This window comes from Streptomyces sp. NPDC002926 (genome assembly GCF_053591755.1).
Map to the genome: position 1 here is coordinate 1 of NZ_JBSFUK010000021.1, position 23,888 is coordinate 23,888.

The following is a 23,888-nucleotide window of genomic DNA, read 5'->3' on the forward strand; positions in this document are numbered from 1 at the left end:
CGGTGACGCGGTCGCCCGGCAACGGGGAGGCGGCGGTGCCTGCGGTGGTCTGAGCGGTTCCGGTGGTCAGGGAGCTCCTGGTGTATCCGATGCGCAGCCCCGACATCCCGCCGAGCACCTTGCGCTGGATGGCCCTGCGCAGGGCGGGCACGCGGCGGACGACACCGAAGACGACCGGCAGGGCCAGCGGCGCCAGCAGGTTCTTCAGTTGCACCAGCGACGTGGCGGTCCGGGTCGCCCCGAGCAGCCGGCGGCCGACCGGGACGCGCTCCTCGCCGTAGGTGGTGAGCAGCTCCTTCCCGGCGTGGCCCTGCTCGACCATGGCGAGCTTCCAGGCGAGGTTGTAGGCCTCCTGAATACCGGTGTTCATGCCCTGGCCCGAGGCGGGGCTGTGCACATGCGCGGCGTCCCCGGCCACGAAGACCCGGCCGTCGTGCATCCGCGGCACCATACGCTGCTGGAAGGTGAACACCGAGGTCCACTCGGCCTCACCGACCCGCACGTCGTGGCCGAGGCCGGCGGACAGCTTGGCGGACAGCCGCTCCTGGACGGACCGCGGGTCGCCTGCCCAACCGGCGGGCACGGTGTCCAGCAGCCGCCAGTGGCCCTCGCGGGCGTACGGCACCATCATCAGCGCCTGCCCGCCGGTGTGTGCCCAGTAGATGCTGTCCGGCGGGAGTTCGGTGTGTACGGGGGCGTCGGCGAGCATCCAGGTCTCGCTGGACTCCCCGATCAGCGGCAGCGCCAGCCTCTTGCGTACGGTGCTGTGCCCTCCGTCGCAGCCCACGAGCCACGAGGTGTCGAGTCTCTCCTCGGTGCCGTCCGTCTTCTCCAGCCGTACCCGTACCCCGGCGTGGCTCTGCGTGAAGTCCGTGAGCCGCACGCCCCATTCGACCTCGACGCCGAGCCGGGCCACCGCCTCGCGCAGCACCGCCTCGGTGGCGGTCTGCTCGATGATCAGGGTGTACGGATAGCGGGTGGGCATCGTCGAGTAGTCGGCCTCCAGCCGCACCAGCCGGCGCCCCCGGGCGTACATGGTGAACGCGCGGTTCTTGCGGCCGAGCTCCACGACCCGGTCCACGATGCCCATCTGGTCGTATGTCTCCAGGGTGCGCGGGTGCGTGGCCACGGCACGGCTGGTGCGGGCGGGGCCGGTGGCCGCGTCGATCAGGCGCACCCGCAGGCCACGACGGGCCAGTTCATGGGCCGCGGTCAGACCCACGGGCCCCGCTCCGGCGACGATCACCTGGGGGCGCGTCACGCGCTTGCCCCGACCCTCTCGATGCCCGGGTCCGGGCCGCCCGGCGGGCGGCCGTGCACGGTCAGGTCGTTGACGAAGGTCGCCATGGAATTGCTCCTTGGGGTCGGGGCGTCTCCCGCGGGGGGTGTCCCGCGGCGGGTCACACACCGGTCCGCTCGGCGGCGCGCTCCTTCAACTGCCGTCTCAGGTCGCGCCGTTCCTGCTTACCGGTGGGGGTGCGAGGGATCTCGTCGAGCGCTTCGACCAGACGGATCCGCTCGAAGTGCGCGAGCCGCTCGTTGGCCAGCGCGGTGATCGAGTCGAGGACGTCGAGCCCGCCGGGGGCGCCGAGGGCGTAAGGACCGCAGGGCTGCGGGTCCCGCAGTACGACGCCGGCCCACACCAGTGCACCGTGCTCCGGGTCGGGCCAGTCGACGACGATGCAGTCGGCGACCCGGGGGTCGTCGATGATGACCCGCTCCACCCGGCTCGGCGAGACGATTTCGTTGTCGTACTTGAACACATCGACGAGCCGGTCCGTCAGATGCAGCTCGCCCTGGTCGTCGAGATAGCCGATGTCGCCCGTGGAGAACCAGCCGTCCGCGTCGAGCCGGGCCGGCCGGTCCTCGCCGAGGTACCCCGCCATCACCTGGGGTCCTCTGACCTGGACCTCGCCGGTGGACCAGACGTCGACCTGCTCACGGGTCCGCGGCTCCACGAGGCGGCACTCGGTCCCGGGCACGGTGGTTCCGACGGCTCCGGGCCGGTAGCTCTCCGGCTGCTGACAGTGCGTGAGGGGCGAGCACTCGGCCATGCCGTAGCCCTGGATGACGGGCACCCCGAGCCGCTCGCGCAGCGTGCACGCGGCATCGGCCCGCAGCGCGGAGCCGCCCGACAGCACCGCCGTGAGCCGGGATCCGCCCGGCAGCGCGGTGCCCAGGCGCTCGTCGGCCGCGAGCCGGTGCAGCCGCGCGGGCAGCCCGTAGTAGTGGGTGGCGCCCACCTCGGCGGCCAGGGCGAGGGAGGCGATGGGATCGGCGTCCTGGCACAGCACCTGGCACGCACCGGCGTACACCGCAGAGTTGAGATGCATGAGGTGGTAGAGCGGCAGGTGGTTCAAGGTGACCGATTCCGCGGACAGCCGGTGCGCGAGGGCGGTCTGCCGGGCGTTCGCGACGAGATTGCGATGCGTCAGCAGGACACCCCGGGGGCGTCCTGTGCTGCCGGTGGTGAACTGGATACAGGCGACGGAGTCCGGGTCGGTGCGCCCGCCGCGGGGCGTCGCCACCGGATCGAGGACGCTGTGCAGCGCGAGCGCGTCGGCCGGGACCACACCGTCCAAGGCGTCGGTCACCACGACCGTACGCAGCCTGGGCAGCGCGCCCTTCAGCTTGACGAGCAGCTCGGCCGTCGGTGTGGGGACGAACGCCACCTCGACGTCGGCCGTGGCCAGGACGTACCGCAGCCCGTCCTCCTTGATCAGCGGATTGATCAGCACGGCGGTGTTGCCACTGCGGCCGGCGCCGTAGTACGTGGCGGCGAAGACCGGGTCGAGCACGTTCGCCACACCGATCCGGGCGCCGCAACGGCCGGTCTCCCGCTCCAGGTAGGCGGCGACGCGGTCGGCGAGGTCGTCGAGTTCCGCGAAGCCGACCGACGCGTCCGCGCGGCGTACGGCGGTGCCGTCCGGGTCGCGTACGGCTGCCGTGCGCAGCAGTCCGTCCAGCGGAAGGTCCGGGTACGTGAAGCTCGACACGTGACTCTCCTCCGGCGCTCGGTCCGGCTGCTGCGGTCCGCCGCAGCAGCGATCCCCAGCGTCGGCCAGGGCACTTGAGGAATCGTCGAAGAGCGCTCGATCTCGGCCGCAGAGACTGTCCGCATCCGATGGACAGGGAGAACCGGCCCCAGGACGAGGGAATCGCTCAGCCGTACCGGCCGCACCGTCGGGCGCCGGGCGTCGGCGCGTCGTGTGCGGGGCGTCCAGCAGTACTGCGCCCACCAGACGCAGCTCTTCGACGCCGGGGGCTGGGCAGGACCTTCACCGAGGACTCCGTCGTCGGCGTGCCGACCCCGCAACGCCAGGTACGACCGCGCGGACCTGGCTGCGAGCGTCGGAGGCAACCGGGGCACCAGGCTGGGAACGGCCGGCAGCTGAGGCACCGGATCCGCTTACCCGGCATCGCTCCGCAGCCGGACGACACCGCACGCCGCTGCGCCCAGGTCTACCCGAGGCCCCGCGGAGGCGAGGGGCGGCGACGCACCGATTCGGCGCTCAGACGTGGTGCGTGGGGGCGGCCGGAGCGGTAGCGATCGCCTCCTGGCCGCGGACCGTGAGGACCACCGGGTGAGGCACGGTCGGCCCTCGTGGGTGAGTGCGGCGGCGAACTCCTTGGGCGGCCCACGGGACGTCGAGCAGCCCCGCCGTGGAATGCGGCTCACTCACCGAAGAACGCCGGGATATCCGACCGGTCGCCGTCGGCCGGACCTACGCCGGGGTGGTGTCAGTTCCCCGCGGACGTGCACGCCGACACCGGCGGCGCGGGCATATGGCCAACAGGCCGTCTCGACAGGGAGCGCGACGGGCACCACGCCGTGTGCGATACGGCCGGTGATGCGAGCCTCGAGCGCGGTACGGGTGACCAGCGCGGCCGCCGGGGCGCAGGTGAACGTGGCCGCCGGTCCGCCCTCCCCCGGCAGTTCCCTGGCCTGTATCCGTCGTTTCCGGTGCGCCGTGACCGCGGCGGTCCTGCGCTGCTTCCCGTACAGACGCAGCCGCTCACTGATCGTGTCGCAGTCCTCCCGCGCCGGGTGCCGCGCGGCGGCGTCCCTCGGCGCCTGGCTGCTGCCCTGCGCGCCGACCGGGCCATCGGTGTGCGGCTCGTCCACGCCGCGCACGGCGGGTAAGGCCACCAGGTCTATCCCGGGCCGTCGTCGTGCCCGGCGCCGCGCTCAACGATACCGACGGCCTGAAGCAGCGCGGACGTCGCGGTCCAGGCCGAGCCCCTCGGCCTGGACCGCGCATTCACACAGCAGGCCGGTCAGTTCGGTGAGTTCGAGCCGGTCCACGCAGGGGCCTCTCCTTCTGCGGTGGCACGCTGCGATCCGTGTCAGGTCCGCCGTCCGCCTGGTGATCAGGTCTGTACGCCGGCCGGCACCAAGCCTGCCGTGGCACGCCGTACGACACGGCAGGCCCGTCCGAGCAGCCGGGGCAGTTCACGGTCGCGTACGAAGAAGTGACCGCCGGGCACAGTGCGGGTCACCACCCGTCCTTCGGTCCAGCGCCGCCAGCCCGCCATGGTCTCGGGCTGCGCCAGCGGGTCGTCCGCGCCGGACACCACCAGCAGCGGCACGGACAGCGGCCCGCCGACGACCGGCTTGCGGGCCGCGGTCCGCAGGGAACTGGCCAGGGCGAGGTCGTCGCGGAGAACCGGCATGACGGCCCGGTACCAGAAGCCGCCGGGGGCTGCCCCCTCGGGCACACCGTCCACCTCGTCGAGCAGACGCAGAAGCTCTTCGTCCGGCGCCGCGCAGGCGTCGGAAAGACCGGATGCGGCGTCGGGCGGCGGACAGGCACCGACGGCGAGAAGAGCGGGGCCGGGCAGTCCGGCCTCGTGCAGCGCACGGGTCAACGTGTAGGCGATCATCGCGCCCAGGCTGTGCCCGTACAGCACGTACGGTCCGGGCTCCGGATCGGCGAACAGCCCCGCCAGGTCGGCCAGCAGCGCCTCACGGCCGGTCACCCGGGGCTCACCCCGCCTGCCTTCCCTGCCGGGCAGCAGCATCGGCTGGGCCCGGACGTCCGGGCCCAGCGACTCCGTCCAGCCGTAGAAGGAAGAGACTCCCGCTCCGGCATGCGCGAAGCAGTGGATCCGCACCGGCTGGTCTTCGGACATGGCTGGCGTCCTTCCTCGACAGGTGCACGGCCGCAGAGGTGCACAGGTACACACGTAATGACCGCACAGGTGCACGGGTCATGAGCGTCGGCGACACGCCTCGAGATCCGCTCGAAGAGCGCACGCCGCGCACGCGCCGGGCGACGCGCAGACCTGTCGGCCCGGCGGCCCGGCGGCCCGGCGGCAGGCCTCAGGCCGCGTACAGGTCGAAGGTGGAGGTACGGCGCGGTCCGCACATGACGTCCAGCGCCGGGTCGACCGCGAGCATCGCCTGGTGCAGCCGCTGCAACTGCGGCGAGGGCTCGACGCCCAGCTCCTCGATCAGCCGCGCCCGCAGCTTGCGGTAGACGTCCAGCGCCGTGGCCTGGCGGCCCGACCGGTAGAGCGCCACCATCGCCTGGGAGTGGAGCCCCTCGTGCTGCGGGTGACGGGCTATCAGTTCGGTCAGCTCGGCGAGCAGTTCGGTGTGCCTGCCCAGACGGAGTTCGGCGTCGATGCGCCGCTCCACCGTGCCGAGCCTGCTCTCCTCCAGCCGCATGACCTCGATCTCCAGGATCGGCCCGACCCGTACGTCCACGAGCGCGGAGCCGTTCCACTTGGCGAGCGCGTCCCGGAACAGTCCCGCGGCCTTCTCGTCCTCGGCTTCGTCGAAGGCGCTCTGGCCCGCCGCCACCAGCTTCTCGTAGTGGTACACGTCGACACTCTCCGGCGGAATCTGCAGCAGGTAGCCGCCGTGCCGGGTGACGAGGACCTCCTTCGCCGTTCCGGGCGCGTCCGGACCCATCGCGGTGCCCAGACGTCGGCGCAGCTGCAGGATGTAGGTCTGCAGCGTAGTCATGGCGCTCTGGGGCAGGTTGGTGCCCCATATCTCCTCCATGAGGGTGGGCACGGGCATGACCCGGCCCGGATAAAAGGCGAGCAAGGCAAGAATCTGCCGTGGCTTGCCCGCGGTCGGAACGATCGATACCCCTTTGACGTCGGCACTCAACGGGCCAAGAACCTGAATCTCCACGGTTTCCTCCGTACCTTGTCGAGTTCCGTCGATGGCTCATAGCCGTCGGCGCTCTGCACGCTAACCGCCCCGGCACCACCGCCCGCGAGTTCTCGAGCGGCGGTCGAGTGAGCTTCCAATTGCGGGCTTCCGCAAGGCGTGACACCTACTCAAGAACGCTTGTGCGAACACTTGAGCCGGGCTCGCAATACCAGTCGGAGCGGTGCGACACGCGTTACTGTCCGGAATCCGACCGAACCGACCGTCGACGGAGTGACTATGGAAGTGCGCCTGTTCGTGTTCCACCACGCCGGTGGTTCCCATCTGCTGTACCGCGACTGGCCCGGCCGCTTCCCGGCCGACTGGGAGCTACGGCTGGTGGACGCCCCCGGCCGCGGGATGCTGGCCGACCGGCCCCCCATCGGGGACGCCGACGCGCTGGTGGACCACTTCCTCGACGAGCTCGGACCCGAACTGAACGGCCCCTACGCCCTGTTCGGCCACAGCATGGGCGGCCTCGTCGCGTACGAACTCACCCGTCGGCTGCTCGCGCAGGGCCGCACGCCGCCCTTCTGGCTCGGCCTGTCGGCACGCAGCACGCCCCGCCCCGGCGGCGACGGCTCCCGACGTCATCTGCTGTCCGATGCCGGCCTGCGCCGCGAACTGGCCGCGATGGGCGGCACTCCCTCGTTCGTACTCGACGACCCCGAGCTGTGGGAGCTGTTCGAGCCCGCCATCCGCACCGACCTGCGGCTCGTGGAGAACTGGCGGCCCGCGCCCGACCCGGCACCGCTGCCCGTACCGCTGTCGGTCTTCGGAGGCACCCGGGACACGGTGGCGGAGCCCGAGCGCCTCGCCGGCTGGGCAGAGCGCACCGAACGGTTCCTGGGTCTGCACCTGTTCGATGGCGGACACTTCTACTTCCAGCCCGATCCCGCCCCGCTGACCGACCGAATCACCCAGGACATCCGCTCCGCTCTCGCCGTGTCCCGGCGCGCGGTACCGCGGTGACCGTCACCGGCGTCGGCCCGGCGGCCCCGGCCGCTGCCGGGTACGACGCGAAGGACACGAAGGACGAGGGCGACGGAAAAACGGAGTTCCGCCTCCTGGGCCCGGTGGAGATACACGAAGGCCACAGCGGTGCGCACATCGTGCCGCCCGGCTCCAAGCAGCGTGCCCTGCTCTCCATCTTCGTCGTACTGGCCGATCAGATGATCTCCACCGACCGGCTCATCGAGGAACTGTGGGGCGAGCAGACCCCGTCGAACGCCGCGAACGCGCTCCAGGCCCATGTGGGCCGGTTGCGCAAGCTGCTGCCCTCCAGGGGCGGCCCCGGCGCGCCGGACCATGAGTGGATCACCACCTGGCCGTCGGGCTATCTGCTGAGCCTGGGCCCGGCCACCACGGACGTGCAGCACTTCCACCGGCTGTCCGCGCAAGGCCGCGCGGCGATCGCCACGGACCCCGGTCACGCCACTGAACTGCTGCGCCGGGCCCTGTCCCTGTGGCGCGGCCCCGCGCTCCAGGACAGCAGATACGGACCGCTCTGCACGGCGGAGGCCGACCGCCTGGAGGAGAACCGGCTGACCACGCTGGAGACGCTCTACGAGGCGAGTCTGCGCAGCGCGCAGCACGGCGAGATCACCGGCGAGCTGGAGAAGCTGACTGCCGATCACCCGCTGCACGAGCGGTTCTACGACCTGCTGATGGTCGCCCTCTACCGGTGCGGCCGGCAGGCCGAGGCGCTGGGCGTCTACGAAAGGGCGCGCCACCGCCTGGTCAAGGCCATCGGCGTCGAGCCCGGCCCGGCGCTGCGCGGAAGGATGGAGGCGATCTTGAACCACCACCCCGGCCTGGCCGCGCTGTCCCCTCCGCCCCTCGAACTGACGCCCCCTCCCTCACCCGGCCTCAGCGGCGAGATCGCCAGGCTGCAACGGCGGATCGTGGAACTCACCGGCGAACAGCAGGCACTGGCACGGCGCTTCGACGCCCTGGTTGCCGGCCTGCCCGGCACACCGTGACCGGCCCCTCGCTGCGCAATCGCTGCGACGCGCCGCCGAATGGACCGACAGGACGTCCTGTCGGCGCTGTGACAGGCTCAGCGCCCCCAGCGCAGCAGGACCGCCCCCGTCGTCATCCCGCCGCCGAACCCGGCCAGCAGTACCGTCTCGTCATCGGCCACGGCACCCTGGCGGCACGCGTGGTCGAGCGCCAGGGGAATCGAGGCGGCGCCGGTGTTGCCGTGCCGGTCCACCGGCAGGTGCGTCCGCGCCGAGGTCAGCCCGAGCCCGCCGAGCACGCCCCGGAGCATCTCCCCGTTGGCCTGGTGCGGTACGAAGTGGTCGACCTCGTCCGCCGGTACCCCGAAAGCGGCGAGCGTGCCCGCCACCACGTCCGGCAGTTCCCGGACGACGAAGTCCCGCACCTCCCGGCCCTGCATACGGAAGAAGTGGTCGCCGCGGTCGACGGTCTTGGCCGAGGCGGGCTTCCTGCTCCCGCCCGCCGTCACCCCGATCAGCGCGTGCAGATGCCCGTCGGTGCGCATGGCGGTGCCCACCAGTCCGCGTCCCTCGGTGACGGAACCGAGCACCACGGCCCCCGCCCCGTCGCCGAACAGCGGCGCCGTCCTGCGATCGGCCGGGTCGATGATGCGGGAGTAGACCTCGCTGCCGATGACCAGGACGCGGCGCCGTCCGCCATCACTCCCGGGCACGGCCAGCAGCCCGGCTCCGGTGTGCAGCGCGGCGATGAAGCCGCTGCACACGGCGTTCACGTCGAACGCGGCCGCACCGTGCGCGCCCAGCCGGTGCTGGACGAACGCGGCAGTGGCCGGCTGGGGATGGTCGGGGGTGGATGTGGCGACGACGATCCAGGCGATGTCGGCCGCGTCGGTGCCGGAGTCGTCCAGTGCCCGGACGGCGGCCTCGACTGCCAGGTCGGACGCCGCCTCGTGACCGGCCGCATAGCGCCGTTCGACGATGCCGGTCTTGCGCTCGATCCACTCGGCGCTCACCCCGGCGCGGGCCCCGACCACCTCGTTGGACATGACCTGTTCGGGCAGATACGACCCGGTGCCCAGGATCCCGATGCCGCCCACGGCCGGCGAGTACACCGTCATCGCGCGGCCACCGGAGTCCCCGCCAGCCGGTCGCGTACCGTACGCAGTACCTCGTCCTGTTCGCCGACCAGATAGAAATGGCCGCCGGGCAGGACCCGCAGGCGAAAGCCGCCCAGGGTGTGGTCCTGCCAGGCACGGACCGCGTCGACCGTGGCCTTGGGGTCACGGTCGCCGGTGATCGCGGTGACGGGGCATTCCAGCGCGGGGCCCGGCCGGTAGCGGTATCGCTGCACCGCCCCGTAGTCGGCGCGCAGCGCGGGAAGGATCATGCGCAGCACCTCCGGGTCGTCGAGAAGACTCTCGCCGGTGCCTTCCAGCGCCCTGATCTCGGCAACGACCTCCTCGTCGGTCCTGGGGTGCCACTGCTCGCCCCGGTCCCGCGAAGGAGCCTGGCGGCCCGAGACGAACAGCTCGAGGGGCCCCTCGCCCGATGCCTCCATCCGGCGCGCCACCTCGAACCCGACCATGGCACCCATGCTGTGACCGAACAGCGCGTACGGACGGTCCGTCCACGGCCCCAGTGCCTCGGCGATCCGGTCCGCCATGTCCTCGATGTTCTGGACGCACGGCTCGGCGTGCCGGTCCTGCCGACCGGGGTACTGGACGGCCAGCACCTCGATCTTCGGCGAGAGGGCACGAGCGAGGGGGAAGTAGAAGCTGGCCGAGCCTCCGGCGTGCGGCAGGCAGACAAGACGTACGCACGCGTCGGGAGCCGGACCGTAGTTCCTGAACCAGGGGCTGTCGCCGGGATGGGGCGTCATCAGTTCTCCTAGGGCGTTCACCGGCAGCCGTGCCCTCACGCCCGGAGCGCGCCGGGCGGGACCTGCCGGACACGCCCCAGCCCTTTCCGAGCGAGGCCTTGAGGCCACAGTGCGGATCCGGCGCCGTTCCCGGCTTCCCCTAACACCCCCCTAGGCCGGGCCGGGCCGGTACCTGGGGCCTGTCTGGGGTGCCCCGGCGCTCCGCGGTCTTCCTACCGTTCAGAAGGCGCTATTCCCGACTCCCGGAGGCAATCAACGTGGACGAGATCATCGGTGCCGTTCTCTGCGAGGACGCGACGCCCCGGGACTTCTCCAACCTGCGGCTCCCGCAGAGCTACCGGGCAGGCGTGGTCCGCAGGGAAGACGTCGGCATGTTCGAGGGCATGGCCTCGGCCGACAAGGACCCGCGCAAGTCACTGCACCTCCAGGACGTTCCGGTGCCCCTGCCGAACGCCGGCGAGGCCCTGGTCGCCGTCATGGCGAGCTCCGTCAACTACAACACCGTCTGGAGCTCGATCTTCGAGCCGCTGCCGACCTTCGGGTTCCTGGAGCGCTATGCGAGACGCTCCGCCGACGCGGCCCGGCACGACCAGCCGTACCACGTCATCGGTTCCGACCTGGCGGGTGTCGTGCTGCGCACCGGCCCCGGCGTCAACCGATGGAAACCGGGCGACCGGGTCGTCGCGCACTGTCTGTCGGTGGAGCTGGAGTCCTCCGACGGCCACAACGACACGATGCTCGACCCCGAGCAGCGCATCTGGGGCTTCGAGACGAACTTCGGCGGCCTGGCGCAGCTCGCGCTCGTCAAGTCCAACCAGCTGATGCCCAAGGCCGAGCATCTGACCTGGGAGGAGGCAGCGGCTCCGGGTCTGGTCAACTCCACCGCGTACCGTCAGCTCGTCTCGCGCAACGGCGCGGGCATGAAGCAGGGCGACAACGTGCTGATCTGGGGCGCCAGCGGCGGCCTCGGCTCATACGCCACCCAGTTGGCGCTCGCGGGCGGCGCCAACCCGATCTGTGTGGTCTCCAGCGCGCAGAAGGCGGACATCTGCCGCGCGATGGGCGCCGAGGCGATCATCGACCGCAACGCCGAGGGCTACAAGTTCTGGAAGGACGAGCACAACCAGGACCCGCGCGAGTGGAAGCGCTTCGGCAAGCGCATCCGCGAGCTGACCGGCGGCGAGGACGTGGACATCGTCTTCGAGCACCCGGGCCGCGAGACCTTCGGCGCCAGCGTGTACGTCACCCGCAAGGGCGGCACCATCGTCACCTGCGCCTCCACCTCCGGCTACAACCACGAGTACGACAACCGCTACCTGTGGATGTCGCTGAAGCGGATCATCGGCTCGCACTTCGCCAACTACCGCGAGGCGTGGGAGGCCAACCGCCTGGTCGCCAAGGGCAGGATCCACCCGACGCTGTCGAAGGTCTACCCGCTGGAGGAGACCGGCCAGGCCGCGTACGAGGTCCACCGCAACCTCCACCAGGGCAAGGTCGGCGTGCTCGCGCTGGCACCCCGCGAGGGCCTGGGTGTGCGCAACGAGGAGCTGCGCGAGAAGCACCTCGACGCCATCAACCGCTTCCGTGAAGACGAGGCTCACACGTCATGACCGCACACAGCGCACCCCCCGTCACAGCAATCGTCGGCCTGGGCTCGGTCGGTGAGGCCCTGCTTCGGCTGCTGCACACCTCAGGCCACCGGATCGTCGCCGTCGACACCGACCTCGACGTCCTCGCCCGCGTGGGCAAACGGCTCAAGGCCGTCGCCGACGGGTCCGGCCGCCCCGACATCACCTTCACCACAGATTTCGCACCGCTCCATGAGGCGGGTCTGGTCATCGAGGCCGTGCCGGAGGACCTCGCGGCCAAGGCCGGCGTACTGCACACCATCGTCACGGCCTGTCCGCCCGGCACCCCCGTCCTGACCACGACCGCCTCCCTGCCGGTCGCACGCCTGGCCATCTCCACCGGCCGTCCCGCCGACATCGCGGGGCTGCGGCTGTTCACCCCACCGCTCCCCGGTGGCCCGGTCGAGCCGGTACGCACCGCGCTGACCTCACCGGCGGTCGCCGCCGCGACGGACCACCTCGTGGAGTCCCTGGGGCTGACGGCTGTCACGGTCGGCGCCCGCCCGACCGCCGACGCCACCGCCCTGGTCCTCGGCCTGCTCAACCGCGCCGTCATGCTCTGCGACGAGAAATACGCCACGCACACCGCCATCGACACCGCCATGCGGTTGGGTTGCGCCATGCCGTCCGGCCCGCTGGAGACCCTCGACCGCATCGGGCTCGACACCGCGCACTCCGCCCTCCTCGCCCTGTGGCGGCAGACCGGCGACTGTGCCTTCGAACCCGCCCCGCTGCTCAGCCGCATGGTCGCCGCCGGGCAACTCGGCCACAAAACCGGGGAAGGCTTCTACACCTACGACGACACGGGCGCCGCCCTCACCGGCCCGGCCACCGAAGAAGACGACACACGGGCCAGGCCCGTACACCGTGTCGGCGTACTGGGATCGGGCGCCATGGCACGCGGCATCGCCGAAGTCACCGCCGTGGGCGGACACCCCACGGTGCTGGTGGCCCGCAGCACGGACAAGGCCGCAGCGGCCGTCGAGGCCATCGCCGAGTCGCTGACCCGAGGCGTGCGCCGGGGCAAGGTCAGCGCCGTGGACAAGGCCTCCGCCCTCGCACGCGTCCAGGGCACCGACTCCATGGCCGCGCTCGCCGACTGCGACCTGGTGATCGAGGCTGTCGCCGAGGAACGGGACGTCAAGCGCGCCATGTTCACCGCGCTCGGCGAGGTGTGCGCGCCCGGCACGGTACTGGCGACAACCACCTCCAGCCTGTCCGTCTCGACCTGCGCCGAGGCCTCCGGCCGTCCCGCCGACGTCGTCGGCCTCCACTTCTTCAACCCGGCCCCGGTGATGAAGCTCGTGGAACTGGTAAGCACCCGGGCGGCGCGCCCCGCCACCATCGCAACGGCCCGCGCGTTCTGCCGCGGACTGGGCAGGACCACGGTGCAGTGCCCCGACCGCACCGGCTTCATCGTCAACAGCCTGCTCTTCCCCTATCTCGGCGCCGCCTTGGCCCTGCTGGAGCGGCACGACACGGACATCGAGGAGACCGACGCCGCTGTCCGGCACGGATTCGGTTACCCCATGGGGCCTTTCGCCCTGCTCGACACCATCGGCCTCGATGTGTCGCTCGCCATCCAGAACCGGCTGTACGAGCAGTTCCAGACCCCCGAGTACGAACCGGCGGCGGCCCTGGCGCAGTTCGTCGCCGGCGGCGCCCTCGGGCGCAAGAACGGCCGGGGATTTCGCACCGCGGCAGCCGCGAGCTGATCACCCGACCGGGCCTGCCCGAGCGACCCGCGACCGGACCACCCAGCCCGACCGGGACCACCCAGCCGACCAGCCCGACCGGACGGTCAGACGGATCCGGCCGTGACGAGTGCGGCCAGATCCGCCCGCGACCGCACGCTCAACTTGCGGTACGAGTTGGTCAGATGCTGCTCCACAGTGCTGGTGGTGACATACAGCCGGGCCGCGATGGCCCGGTTGGTGCACCCCTGCGCCACCAGCGCGGCGACCCGGAACTCGGCCCGGCTGAGCGCGGCGACCGGACCCTCCGGCGCGCCCTGCACCGCGAACCCGCGCCCCAGTTCCCGCTCGGCCTGCGCGGCGGGAGCCCGCCAGTCGACGGCCCCGCCCAGATCCAGGCGCCAGCGCGCGAGCAGATCCCGGCAGGCGTGAAAGTCGCCGAGCGCGGCACACAGCCGGCCGACCGCCAGCTGGTACCGGCCCCTGGCCAGCAGATAGTGCAGCCCGGCGCGGGTACGGAACATCGCCTCCGGCACCGGCACCCGCAACTGCCGGGCCGCTTCCTCGTACCGGCCCAGACAGACCGCCGCGGACACCGCCGCCGACAGCGGCATCCCGATACCGACCCCCCAGGCCTCGGGCGACAGCAGCGCCAGCGCCCGCCCCGCGTACTCCGCCGCCTCCTCGTACCGGCCCGTCCTGCCATGGACCACCGAGGCGGCCGCGGCAACGACCGCGCGCCGTACCGGAGTCGTAGGGGCCGCCCCCGCGTCGAGCAGCATCGTGCACCAGTGGACAGCACGCTGCGTCTCCCCCGCGTGCACCAGCGCCGACAGCGAAGCCGCGGCGATGGTCGGCGGAGCCTGGTCGAGCGCGATCCCCTCCAGCACGCGCTCCGCAGCCGCGCCGGGATCCCCGCCTCCCGCACGTGCGGACTGCGGGTACACCTGCCCGAGCCAGGACCTCAGCTCCCTTACCGGCCCGGCGGAGCCGAGTGCGGACAGCACCCGGGCCGCCTCGTCCGGACGGCCGTGCCACAGCAGCAGCCCGATCGGCCCCGCGGCCCTGCCCGTGTCGAACGCCCGGCTGCGCAGCGCCCCTTCGAGAGCGGGCAGATGCCTGGTCACAGCAGCGGGATCGCTCTCCCACTCGGCACGCGCGAGCGCCTCCAGCAGCTCTGCCCGCCGCCGTTCATCGGTGCACGCCGGATGGGCCGTACGCAGGAATCGGGCCGCCAGGCGGGCCTCACCGGTCCGCATCGCCAGCTCCGCGGCCTCTGCCAACACCGCGACGGCCCACGGTTCCCCGGCCCCCGCAGCTGTCCCGGCGCCCTGTCCGGCGCCCTCCGGCACAGCCCCGGATCCGATTCCCGCCGCGCCCGCGGCGAGCACATGGCGGGCCACCGTACGAGGATCGGCGCCGTCCTCGAGCAGCAGTCGTGCCGCGCGGGAATGCAGCCGGGCATGCTCCTCAGCGGGCAGATTCTCCAGCACCGCGGCGCGTGCCGCCTCATGACGCCATCTGCCCGCCGCCAGCAGGCCGGTAGCCCCGAGGGAGTCCAGCACTGCGGCAACCTCACGTTCGTGCAGGCCGAGCAGCCGTGCGAGCAGAGTGACTGTGGCCGCATCGCCGAGAACGGCCAGGCCGCGCGCCACAGCCTGCTCACCGGCCTCCGCCGGACGCAGGCAGCCGGTCACGGCCCGTCTGAACGCCGTGCCGGTGACCGGTCCGGCCGGCCGCAGCGGCGCGCAGTCCCGGTGGTCGTCGAGCAAGCCGCGCAGCAGCCGGGGATTGCCGCCGGTGACGCGATGCCAGGCGGGAGCGAGACGCAGCGCCGCGCCGGGGTCCATACCGCCGGCCGCGGGCGCACACAGAAAGTCGGCGACGGCATCCTCGCCGAAGACCGGCAGGTCCACCGTCAGACACCGTGGGTGTCGCAGCAGTTCGGCCAGTGGCTGCGCCGGCCCGGACCGGGAGGGCGGAAGCCCACCCATGGCCAGCAGGATCGGGGAAGTACCGAAGCGGCCGCACAGATACAGCAGACAGCGCGCCGACAGCTCGTCCATGTACTGCACATCATCGACAGCGACGACGAGGGGCACCGTAGCGGCCACTTCACAAAGCGCCCGGTGGAAGACGGCCGGAACGTCACCGCCGCTCCGACCGAAGGCGCCGCCGTCACCACCGTCGTCAAATGGACCCGACCACCCCGCCCCCGCCCCTACGCCGCTGAGCAACTGCCCCGCCACACCCAGCGCGAGGTCCGACTCGGCTGGCGTCGCGCAGGCGTTCAGCACCAGAGCACCGGCCGCTTCGGCACGCCCGGTGAAATCCCTCAGCAGTGCGCTCTTGCCGGTACCGGGACTCCCCGAGACGAGTACGGCGCTGCCATCTCCTCGCCGGGAGGCCACCAGCAGCTCCTCCAACCGGGCGAGCTCACCACCGCGCCGCACCAGCTCCACCCGCACACCCCCCGCTGTCGGGCCGCTTGCCGACCGTCCTGCCCTCCCCGGCACTCTGCACGGCGACAGAAAAACCTCACTAATACCCAGGCGGAGCCACACTCGAGCCGCCCGCCGGGCCTCCCGCGCCTACGGGCTCCGGCAACGCGAGCAGGCGCGGGGAACCCCGCCCCCAGGGAAAGCCGTGGTGCAGCTGCAGGACCGGCGCCTCGGACCCGCCGGCCTGCACGGCCACGGCCGCCAGCACGTCCACAACCGGCTCCAGCTCCATGAACCGCCACCCCCGCGCCGTGTGCGCCTGGTCCGCGGGCGGCCGGAAATCGAGAACCCCGCGGTCCTCGGCCAGGGTGAAGGAGAACGTGTCGAAAGGCAGCCCCAGACCCAGTCCGCGCGCCTTGGAGTACGCCTCCTTCAGCGTCCACAGCCGCAACACCCTGCGGTCCCTGGCGCGGCCGGGGGCGGCCTCGGCCAGCCAGTCACGCTCCTCGGGAGCGAAGGTCTCCACGATCGCTTCGAGGCCCCGCTCAGCACGGTCGAGCCGTTCCACGTCCACCCCGACCCGATGCCTTCGCACCACACCCAGGAGGTTGTGGCTGTGCGAGTGGGAGAGGTTGAAGTCCAGCTCCGCACCGCCGCGCGGCAGTCCACCCGCGGGCTTCTGCAGAAACGGCCGCCCGCGCGAGGAGCGCCAGATGACCGCCTCGGCCTCGGGAATACCGGCTTCCAGCGCCAGCACACGCCGTACAAGCGCATGGGCGACCACGTACTGGCGCCGGTCGCGCTCGAAGAGGAACCGTCCGGCGATCTCCTGCTCGTGCTCGTCGAACCACTGGGTGGCCAAGGTGGCGGCGATACCGGGCGCCAGGTCGTTGTTGGAGCAGAACCACAGCTTGACGGGCCGGAGTTCCGAGGCTCTCGGCCTCGTGAGCTCACCGGCAGGTGCGGAGGTGGTCACCGGCCCCGCTCCGCCGTCTTCTCCCGCGTCCTGTCCTTGTGCCCGAGCCACAGCGGCCTGCGCAGGAACGCCGACGCGGGCAGCGACACCACGAGAGCCTTCCCCTCCGGCCGGTTCTCCAGCGCGGCCCAGTCCACCTCCACACCGGACAGCCACAGTTGCGCCAGTTGCTCGACGCGTCCGCCGCGCCACAGAGCGGCCAGGTAGTCCCGGGTCTCGGGCGCCGCGCCCAGACCCAGCGGATCGGCCCGGCTCGTGCGCAGGTCGGCGAAGCGCAGGGGTCCGTCGGTGGCCGCCGTCGCTGTGGCCGCGGCCGGGTCGCGTACGAAATCCTCCAGTACGGCGACGAGCCCCGGGAGGTCCCGGACGGTGAGCGCGATCCGGCAGGGCAGCGCGGCCCGGCCGGCCCGCAGGGTCCGCGCGACCGACGCGAGATCGACGGTCACGCCCTCGCTGCCGCAGTCGGGCTCGGTGTATCCGCCGCTCAGCCAGTCGGCCAGCCGCGCGGCGGTGGCGGCGAGATGGCGCGGCGTCGGGGCGGACAACAGCACCAGCTCGTCCCGTTCCACGGTGTCGTCCCACGCGAGAGCCGGGCCGGCCGGGCGGGCAGCGGGCTCGCCCTGCTGCCCGTTGTGTTCCGGGGGCAGGAACTCCTCGATGACCGCACCGGCGTCGAGTACGCCCGCCCCGGATACCTCGACCTCGGCCCTGCGCGGCAGTTCACGCCCCTCCCCGTCCTGCGACCGCGGCCAGGGCAGCGGCCCCGCCCCATCCGGTCCGGGCGCCGTCGTGCCGTACCGCATCTGCAGGACGGCCCTGGTGAGGGCGGCGAATCCGGTGGCGGCCCCTGCCTCGCCCACCGAGCGGGCCGCGGAGTGCCGGCTCTCGTGCAGAGCGCATCCAGTGGCCGCGCGGTCCCGTCCGGGAGGTCCGGCAAAGGAGTGGCCGGTCCAGGATTCGCACACCACGGCGTGTATCCGGTCGCCGTCGGCCAGCGCGCGGGCCAGCGGCTTGAGCAGCACGACTCCCACGCCTTCCCCGGCCCCGGCCCGCCCGCGGGAGGGGTGCAGCAGCAACTCGACCCCGCCGGCCAGGGCAGCCGTGCACTCCCCGCGACGCAGTGCGCCGACGGCCAGGTGCAGGGCGACGAGAGCGGAGGAGTCCGCGGTGTCCACGGCCTGCCCGGGGCCGCGCAGGCCGAGCAGTCCGGCGAGACGGCCGGGCAGGCTCCAGTGGCCGCTCCTCGGCATCTCGCGGTGCCCCTCCGCCCACAACTCGGCGGCGAGCAGGCCGTAGTCGGCGGCACTGACCCCGACGAAGACCCCGACGTGGCGCGGCTCGCCGTGCGGCCCGGTCAGGGCGTCCAGCCGGGTGCCGGTGCATCCGCCGTCCTCCAGCGCCTCCCACGCCGTCTCGACGAACAGCCGCTCCTGAGGGTCCGTCAGGGCAGCCTCGTGCTCGTCCAGTCCGAAGAACGCGGCGTCGAACTCGGCGGCGCTGTGGAGGAAATGACCTCGCTCGTCCGCGTGTAGCGGTGATCCGCAGGGTCTGCCGACCGGTGCGGCGGATGAGGTGTCCCGGCCTTCGCGTACGTTGCTCCAGAAGGCGTCCAGATCGGGGGCGTGCGGATAGCGACCGGCGATCCCGACGACCGCGATCCGGTCCTCGCCGGCGGATACGGCGCCGGGCGACGGAGCGGCTGGAGCGACAGGCGCCATCGGGGCGTTCGGATCTTCCGCATCGACTGTCCCACCAACTGCCTTACCGTTGGGCGGGGTTCCCCTCTCGCCCGCGGGGGCTACGGTCTCCCTCGCCGCCAGGTCGGCGAGCAGCTGTGTGGCCTGCCCGCGGTTCAGGGTGCCCGCCTTGAACCGGGTCAGGATCTCCCGTTCGTTCAACGAGGTTTCTCCAGTTCGGACGCGCGGGGGAGCAGGGTGAGCGCTTCGTCGACGGACATACGGTCCTCTTCCACGGCGTCGAGCAGCGCCTCCAGCCCCATCGCGGCGGCGGGCCGGGGGAAGGCGGCCGGCCGGGCGACAGCCGCGACATGCGCGGCGACGTGGCCGGCCACCGCCTCCAGATGCGGGTGGTTGTACAGGGTGACGGCTCGCTCGTGCGTGCCGTACTTACGGTTGATGACCGCCGCGAACTCCGCGCCGAGGATGGAGTCGATGCCGAGCAGCGGGAGGGGTACCGAGGTGTCGATGTCCCAGGGGTCGCAGCACAGGATCGAGCCGAGCTCGCCCCTCAGGTCGTCGAGGACCTCGCCCGCGGTGGAGGGCGGGGTGACGTCGGCGTCCAGGTCGCGCACCTGCGCGTGCGGCGCCGGCGGCCGGGAAACCGCCGCGCCGGGCGCGGCATCCAGCTCACGCGTCACATGGCGGGCGAAGGCAGGCGGCGTCGGATGGTCGAAGAGCGCCGAGGGCTCGATCCTGGTCCCGTACATGGCATTCACCGTCGCCACGAACTCCACGGTGAGGATCGAGTCGAACCCCATCGACCGGAACGTCTGATACGGATCGATCCTCTCGGGTTTCAGCCGCAGCACCTCGGCCAGCGCACCAACGAGGGCGGTCAGGGTGTCCGCGGGCGGTGCGAGCTGCGCGGTCCCGGGCGAAGTCCGGAGATCACCGGTCATGGGTCGCTCCAAGGTTTCCGTCCCCGCCCGCCGGCAACGGAATGGTCGAAGGGCGTCGGCCCGCGTCCATCGCCACCTGCGGTGGGGTGAGGATGTCCGCGCCGGTCCGCGGGCGTGCCTGCCGTATGCCCGCAGCGCCGCGGGAGGGAGCCGCAGCCGCCCCGTGCACTGGTCCGGCCGGCATTTCGCTCGGGTACCCGAACGGCGGCGGACCGGCGTCCGCGGCCTGCGGCTGTTCGCCGGCGGCGGGGAGGTGCGTGCGGTACCGCTGCTCGTTCCCGGCCGGGACCAGGGGCGAGAGCAGCAACTCCCACAACGCACCCACACGGCGGCGTAGTTCGGCGTACGGCATGCCGGTGCCCGCCAGGACCTCGATCCCGCACACGGCCGCGGCGACCAGCGTCTGCGCCGGCTCCGGGCATGCATGGTCCCTGAGTTCGCCCGCGGTGCGGGCCTGGTCCAGCAGCTGCCACACCGCCGAGATCCACTCCTGGTGGAAATCGGTGACCGGTGGCTGCCTCCCGGTGCACTCGTTGGTGATCCGGAAGCTGGCGCGGATCACCGGATCCTCGTGGAGGACCCGGGCCAGCCAGTGCGTCATGTCGATAAGCGCCTGCACGGGCGGCACACCCGCGCGACCGAGCTCGCCCACGAAGCCGGCCAGCATCGCGCGGGCCTGCTGCTGGACGGCGTCGGCCAGTCCGTCCTTGGAGGCGAAGTGGAAATACAGCGCCCCCTTCGTCATCCCCGCGGCGCCTGCTATCTGCCCCAGCGTCGCGTTGGCGTAGCCGTTGCGGTTGAACATCTCCGCCCCGGCATGGACCAGTCTCCGGCGTGTCCGCTCCGATCTCGCCTGCATCTCGGGTTCTCCCCTCTCCGTACCGAAACGCTGCCCACCGCCGCCGTCACGGTCAGCCCACGCGGGTCAGACGCTCATTGCCGGCACCGGTCGCGTCCAGGGTCTGCTCGGGGCCGGCCATGAGGATCGAACGCTGCAACCGCCGCAGTGCGGCGGAGGGCTCCAGGCCCAACTCCCGGACCAGAGCGGCGCGCAGCCGCTGGTAGACGTGGAGAGCCTCGCTGCGACGTCCCGAGCGGTGCAGGGCCAGCATGAACTGGCCGTGCAGGTTCTCGTGTGTGCGGTAGCGGCTGACCAGCACGGTCAGTTCGCCGAGCAGCTCACGGTGCCTGCCCAGCCTCAGGTCGGCCTCGATGCGCTGGTCGAGCGCGCACAGCCTGGTCTCCTCCAGCCGCCTGATCTCCATGTCCAGCTGCGGTCCTGCCTGTACGTCAGCAAATGCGGAGCCGCTCCACAGCGCGAGGGAATCGCGCAACTGCCGCGCCGCGCCGGGAAAGTCACCCGCGTCCATCGCCCGGTAGCCCAGGCCTGCCAGCCGTTCGAACTCCCGGACGTCACTGGAGCCGCCGCCGCTGTTGAGGAGGTAGCCGCCGGGCGAGGTGATCAGCACGTCCTTGGCGCTGCGCGGCCTGTCGTCGGCCGGGGCGCTCCTCAGCGCCGTCGAGATCAGTTCGCGCAGCTGCAGCACATAGGTCTGGAGGGTGGTGCGTGCGCTGCGTGGCGGGTTCTCTCCCCACAACTCCTCGGTCAGGGAGGCCACAGGGACGACCTGATCGGCGTGCAGCGCCAGCAGGGCCAGTACCTGCCGGGGCTTCGGTGCGGTCGGAGTGACCGAGATTCCGTTCTCCCTGACGGCCAACGCGCCCAGCACATCGATATCCACGCCGTCTCCCCTGTTCGGTGTATGAGTCGCTGTCGTCCGAGGTCCCCGACGGGTGTGGTTCTCGGTACAGGTACGAGTAAAAAACAGGGCGCGCGGTTTGTCAATACCAGACCGGTCGGGCTGTTTGTAATCCCTCACGACCAGATCGCGAGGGGATGAGACTCCAGCTTCCCAGCGATCCCCGCTGCATCCTGCGGCGACTACGGCAGGACGTAACGGCCCACAGGGAGGGGAGAAACGGGCGTCAACAAGGGGGTCAGTGGCACGCAGAGAAGGAGGGAGTGGATCCCTCACCCGCCCTCAAGTGGCACCGGAGGGGCCACCAGGTGAGCTCGCCCCTTCCATGGACACCGCTTGAATCAGACGGGTTGGTCTGTTTTTTCTCGCAAAAAAACATCCTTGGACGGTTCCTCATCCGTGTTGACGGTGCGGGCGGAGCCGGCCGAGTCCACCTCGCCGAGGGCCGGTCCTGCCGCCAGCCGAGGCAGCATCAGCTCCCAGAAGCAGGTGATGCTCTGCTTCGAGAGCCATGACTTGTCCGTGCTTCCCAGCACCTCGAAACCCACCGTCGCCGCCACGATGGCGTGTGCCGCGCCCTGCGGCGACACGTCGTCGGCGAGCACGTCCTCCTGTTCAGCGGTCTTCAGCGTCTCCTCGACCCACTGCTGCCACTGCTGCCTCAAATTGAAGCTGCCCTCGCGCGCCACATCGCCGTACAGCTCGAACCCCGCCCGTACGACGACATCGTTCGCCAGCTGGTTCATCAGACCGTGCGTGGCATCGACCAGATTCTGCAGGGCACTGCTCCGCCCGCGGTCCGGAACGTCCCTGATGAGAAGGCGTATCGCCTCGCCGGCTTCCTCCTCGACCGCCTGAGCGAGCGCGTTCTTGCTCGTGAAGTGGAAGTGCAGGGCGCCGTTGCTCACCCCGGCCTGCCTGCTGATCGTCGTCAGCGAAGCCGGCGCGAACCCCTCCCTCGCGAATACCTCGGCAGCCGCCCGGATCAGCGTCCGCCGAGTGCGGGCCGCGCGCTCCTGTTTGACCATCACATGTCTCCTTGTTGCGGAGGGACACCTGGCGGTCGGTAATGGCTCGACCGACGCCACCCGCGTCCGGTTCGTTCTTACTGCGGGGGGTTGCCGTGCTTGCGGGACGGCAGGTCGGCGTGTTTGGTGCGGAGCATGGCGAGGGATGCGATCAGCACCTCGCGCGTCTCGGACGGGTCGATGACGTCGTCGACCAGGCCGCGCTCCGCGGCGTAGTACGGGTGCATGAGTTCGGCCTTGTACTCCTTGACCATGCGCACCCGCATGGCCTCGGGGTCCTCGGCCTCGGCGATCTGCCTGCGGAAGATGACATTGGCGGCACCTTCGGCGCCCATCACCGCGATCTCGTTGGTCGGCCAGGCGTAGGTGAGGTCGGCGCCGATGGACTGGGAGTCCATGACGATGTAGGCACCGCCGTAGGCCTTGCGCAGGATCAGCGAGATCCTCGGCACCGTCGCGTTGCAGTACGCGTAGAGCAGCTTCGCGCCGTGCCGGATGATTCCACCGTGCTCCTGGTCGACCCCGGGCAGGAAGCCGGGGACGTCCAGCAGGGTGATGATCGGGATATTGAAAGCATCGCACATCTGCACGAAGCGGGCGGCCTTCTCCGAGGCCTCGATGTCCAGGACACCGGCCAGGGACTGCGGCTGGTTGGCCACGATGCCGACCACCTGGCCGTTGAGACGGGCCAGGGCGCAGATGATGTTGCGGGCCCAGCGTTCGTGGATCTCGAGGTAGTCGCCGTCGTCGACGAGTTCCTCGATCACCTTGTGCATGTCGTAGGGGCGGTTTCCGTCCGCCGGGACCAGGTCCAGCAGGGCGTCGGACCGGCGGTCGGCGGGGTCCTCGGCGTGGGCGGTGGGCGGGTTCTCGCGGTTGTTGGAGGGGAGCATCGCCAGCAGGTAGCGGACCTCGGCGATGCAGGTCTCCTCGTCGTCGTAGGCGAAGTGCGCGACGCCGGAGGTCTCGGCGTGCACGTCCGCGCCGCCGAGGCCGTTCTGGGTGATCTCCTCGCCGGTGACGGCCTTGACGACGTCGGGGCCGGTGATGAACATCTGCGAGGTCTCACGGACCATGAACACGAAGTCCGTCAGGGCGGGGCTGTAGGCGGCGCCGCCCGCGCACGGGCCGAGCATCACGCTGATCTGCGGGATGACACCGGAGGCGCGGGTGTTGCGCTGGAAGATGCCGCCGTAACCGGCCAGCGCCGAGACGCCCTCCTGGATACGGGCGCCCGCGCCGTCGTTCAGCGACACCAGCGGCGCACCCGCCGAGATCGCCATGTCCATGATCTTGTGGATCTTCGTGGCGTGGGCCTCCCCCAGCGCCCCGCCGAAGATCCGGAAATCGTGCGCGTAGACAAACACCGTCCGGCCCTCGACCGTGCCCCACCCGGTGATGACACCATCGGTGTACGGCTTCTTCGCCTCCAGGCCGAAACCACTCGCCCGGTGCCGCCGCAGCTGCTCGACCTCCCGGAACGAACCCTCGTCCAGCAACAACGCGATCCGCTCACGAGCGGTCAGCTTGCCCTTGGCATGCTGCGCCTGGGTCGCACGCTCACTCGGCCCGCGCCGGGCCTGCTCGCGCAGATCGTGCAGCTCCGCCACACGCCCACGCGCGTCGCTGGGCTCGCTGGAGGTCTCGTCCAAAACGGTCATGCATCGACCCTACGGATCCGACCAAGAAAACCCTGCCGTCGACTCCGCACAGTCTCCGG

At 71.5% G+C, this 23,888-nt stretch carries 19 protein-coding genes; 4 read left to right on the top strand and 15 right to left on the bottom strand.

Translation table 11 applies throughout. From position 1 onward, the window contains the following. From ACWDZ6_RS25175 to ACWDZ6_RS25195, 5 genes are all read right to left on the bottom strand, one after another. Window positions 1-1,261, bottom strand: a 1,261-nt coding sequence (locus tag ACWDZ6_RS25175) for an FAD-dependent oxidoreductase (protein ID WP_451504635.1), incomplete at its 3' end; no start/stop codon positions are given. 139 nt (window positions 1,262-1,400) lie between these two features. Further along, window positions 1,401-2,996 (bottom strand): AMP-binding protein, encoded by a 1,596-nt coding sequence (locus ACWDZ6_RS25180; protein WP_451504636.1) that lies wholly within the window; start codon window positions 2,994-2,996, stop codon window positions 1,401-1,403. Window positions 2,997-3,679: 683 nt separating this feature from the next. After that, window positions 3,680-4,150: a hypothetical protein gene (locus tag ACWDZ6_RS25185; protein ID WP_451504637.1), complete on the bottom strand. Its 471-nt coding sequence runs from the start codon at window positions 4,148-4,150 to the stop codon at window positions 3,680-3,682. 221 nt (window positions 4,151-4,371) lie between these two features. After that, complete coding sequence (locus tag ACWDZ6_RS25190; RefSeq protein ID WP_366735767.1) at window positions 4,372-5,133, bottom strand: thioesterase II family protein; 762 nt, start codon at window positions 5,131-5,133, stop codon at window positions 4,372-4,374. A 190-nt stretch (window positions 5,134-5,323) separates the two neighbouring features. Beyond that, window positions 5,324-6,145 carry an AfsR/SARP family transcriptional regulator gene (locus ACWDZ6_RS25195; RefSeq protein ID WP_326654659.1) on the bottom strand — a complete coding sequence of 274 codons (822 nt, stop codon included), beginning with the start codon at window positions 6,143-6,145 and terminating at the stop codon, window positions 5,324-5,326. Window positions 6,146-6,403: 258 nt separating this feature from the next. Here ACWDZ6_RS25195 and ACWDZ6_RS25200 point away from each other — a divergent pair, with 258 nt between their 5' ends. Together ACWDZ6_RS25200 and ACWDZ6_RS25205 are read left to right on the top strand one after the other, a co-directional pair. Continuing rightward, a complete protein-coding gene (locus tag ACWDZ6_RS25200; protein ID WP_451504638.1) occupies window positions 6,404-7,135 on the top strand; it encodes a thioesterase II family protein in 732 nt (243 codons plus the stop codon). After that, the gene (locus tag ACWDZ6_RS25205) at window positions 7,132-8,145 is read left to right on the top strand and encodes an AfsR/SARP family transcriptional regulator (RefSeq protein ID WP_451504639.1); all 1,014 of its coding nucleotides are present in this window, start codon (window positions 7,132-7,134) and stop codon (window positions 8,143-8,145) included. Before ACWDZ6_RS25200 ends, ACWDZ6_RS25205 begins: the two co-directional genes overlap by 4 nt. Before the next feature lie 77 nt (window positions 8,146-8,222). On the opposite strand, the gene ACWDZ6_RS25210 is transcribed toward ACWDZ6_RS25205, so the two are convergent. Both ACWDZ6_RS25210 and ACWDZ6_RS25215 read right to left on the bottom strand, forming a co-directional pair. Continuing rightward, window positions 8,223-9,242, bottom strand: coding sequence for a 3-oxoacyl-ACP synthase III family protein (locus tag ACWDZ6_RS25210; protein WP_451504640.1), 1,020 nt, complete (start codon window positions 9,240-9,242; stop codon window positions 8,223-8,225). Beyond that, window positions 9,239-10,003: a thioesterase II family protein gene (locus tag ACWDZ6_RS25215; protein WP_451504641.1), complete on the bottom strand. Its 765-nt coding sequence runs from the start codon at window positions 10,001-10,003 to the stop codon at window positions 9,239-9,241. The genes ACWDZ6_RS25210 and ACWDZ6_RS25215 overlap by 4 nt, the downstream gene beginning before the upstream one ends. A gap of 257 nt (window positions 10,004-10,260) precedes the next feature. Here ACWDZ6_RS25215 and ccrA point away from each other — a divergent pair, with 257 nt between their 5' ends. Together ccrA and ACWDZ6_RS25225 are read left to right on the top strand one after the other, a co-directional pair. Then, window positions 10,261-11,613: a crotonyl-CoA carboxylase/reductase gene (ccrA, locus tag ACWDZ6_RS25220; RefSeq protein WP_451504642.1), complete on the top strand. Its 1,353-nt coding sequence runs from the start codon at window positions 10,261-10,263 to the stop codon at window positions 11,611-11,613. Next, a complete protein-coding gene (locus ACWDZ6_RS25225; RefSeq protein WP_451504643.1) occupies window positions 11,610-13,346 on the top strand; it encodes a 3-hydroxyacyl-CoA dehydrogenase family protein in 1,737 nt (578 codons plus the stop codon). The genes ccrA and ACWDZ6_RS25225 overlap by 4 nt, the downstream gene beginning before the upstream one ends. Before the next feature lie 86 nt (window positions 13,347-13,432). On the opposite strand, the gene ACWDZ6_RS25230 is transcribed toward ACWDZ6_RS25225, so the two are convergent. From ACWDZ6_RS25230 to ACWDZ6_RS25265, 8 genes are all read right to left on the bottom strand, one after another. Continuing rightward, the gene (locus ACWDZ6_RS25230) at window positions 13,433-15,787 is read right to left on the bottom strand and encodes an AAA family ATPase (protein ID WP_451504644.1); all 2,355 of its coding nucleotides are present in this window, start codon (window positions 15,785-15,787) and stop codon (window positions 13,433-13,435) included. Between the two features lie 79 nt (window positions 15,788-15,866). After that, window positions 15,867-16,742, bottom strand: coding sequence for a 4'-phosphopantetheinyl transferase family protein (locus tag ACWDZ6_RS25235; protein ID WP_451504645.1), 876 nt, complete (start codon window positions 16,740-16,742; stop codon window positions 15,867-15,869). Then, window positions 16,739-18,640 (bottom strand): beta-ketoacyl [acyl carrier protein] synthase domain-containing protein, encoded by a 1,902-nt coding sequence (locus ACWDZ6_RS25240; RefSeq protein ID WP_451504646.1) that lies wholly within the window; start codon window positions 18,638-18,640, stop codon window positions 16,739-16,741. Before ACWDZ6_RS25240 ends, ACWDZ6_RS25235 begins: the two co-directional genes overlap by 4 nt. After that, the gene (locus ACWDZ6_RS25245; protein ID WP_451504647.1) at window positions 18,637-19,380 is read right to left on the bottom strand and encodes a phosphopantetheine-binding protein; all 744 of its coding nucleotides are present in this window, start codon (window positions 19,378-19,380) and stop codon (window positions 18,637-18,639) included. The genes ACWDZ6_RS25240 and ACWDZ6_RS25245 overlap by 4 nt, the downstream gene beginning before the upstream one ends. After that, entirely contained in the window at window positions 19,370-20,239 is an 870-nt protein-coding gene (locus ACWDZ6_RS25250; protein ID WP_451504648.1) for a ScbR family autoregulator-binding transcription factor, read from the bottom strand. Before ACWDZ6_RS25250 ends, ACWDZ6_RS25245 begins: the two co-directional genes overlap by 11 nt. 52 nt (window positions 20,240-20,291) lie before the next feature. Further along, window positions 20,292-21,122, bottom strand: coding sequence for an AfsR/SARP family transcriptional regulator (locus tag ACWDZ6_RS25255; protein WP_451504649.1), 831 nt, complete (start codon window positions 21,120-21,122; stop codon window positions 20,292-20,294). 359 nt (window positions 21,123-21,481) lie between these two features. After that, window positions 21,482-22,168 carry a ScbR family autoregulator-binding transcription factor gene (locus tag ACWDZ6_RS25260; protein ID WP_451504650.1) on the bottom strand — a complete coding sequence of 229 codons (687 nt, stop codon included), beginning with the start codon at window positions 22,166-22,168 and terminating at the stop codon, window positions 21,482-21,484. 77 nt (window positions 22,169-22,245) lie between these two features. Then, window positions 22,246-23,829 (bottom strand): acyl-CoA carboxylase subunit beta, encoded by a 1,584-nt coding sequence (locus ACWDZ6_RS25265; RefSeq protein ID WP_451504651.1) that lies wholly within the window; start codon window positions 23,827-23,829, stop codon window positions 22,246-22,248. Window positions 23,830-23,888: the final 59 nt, after the last annotated feature.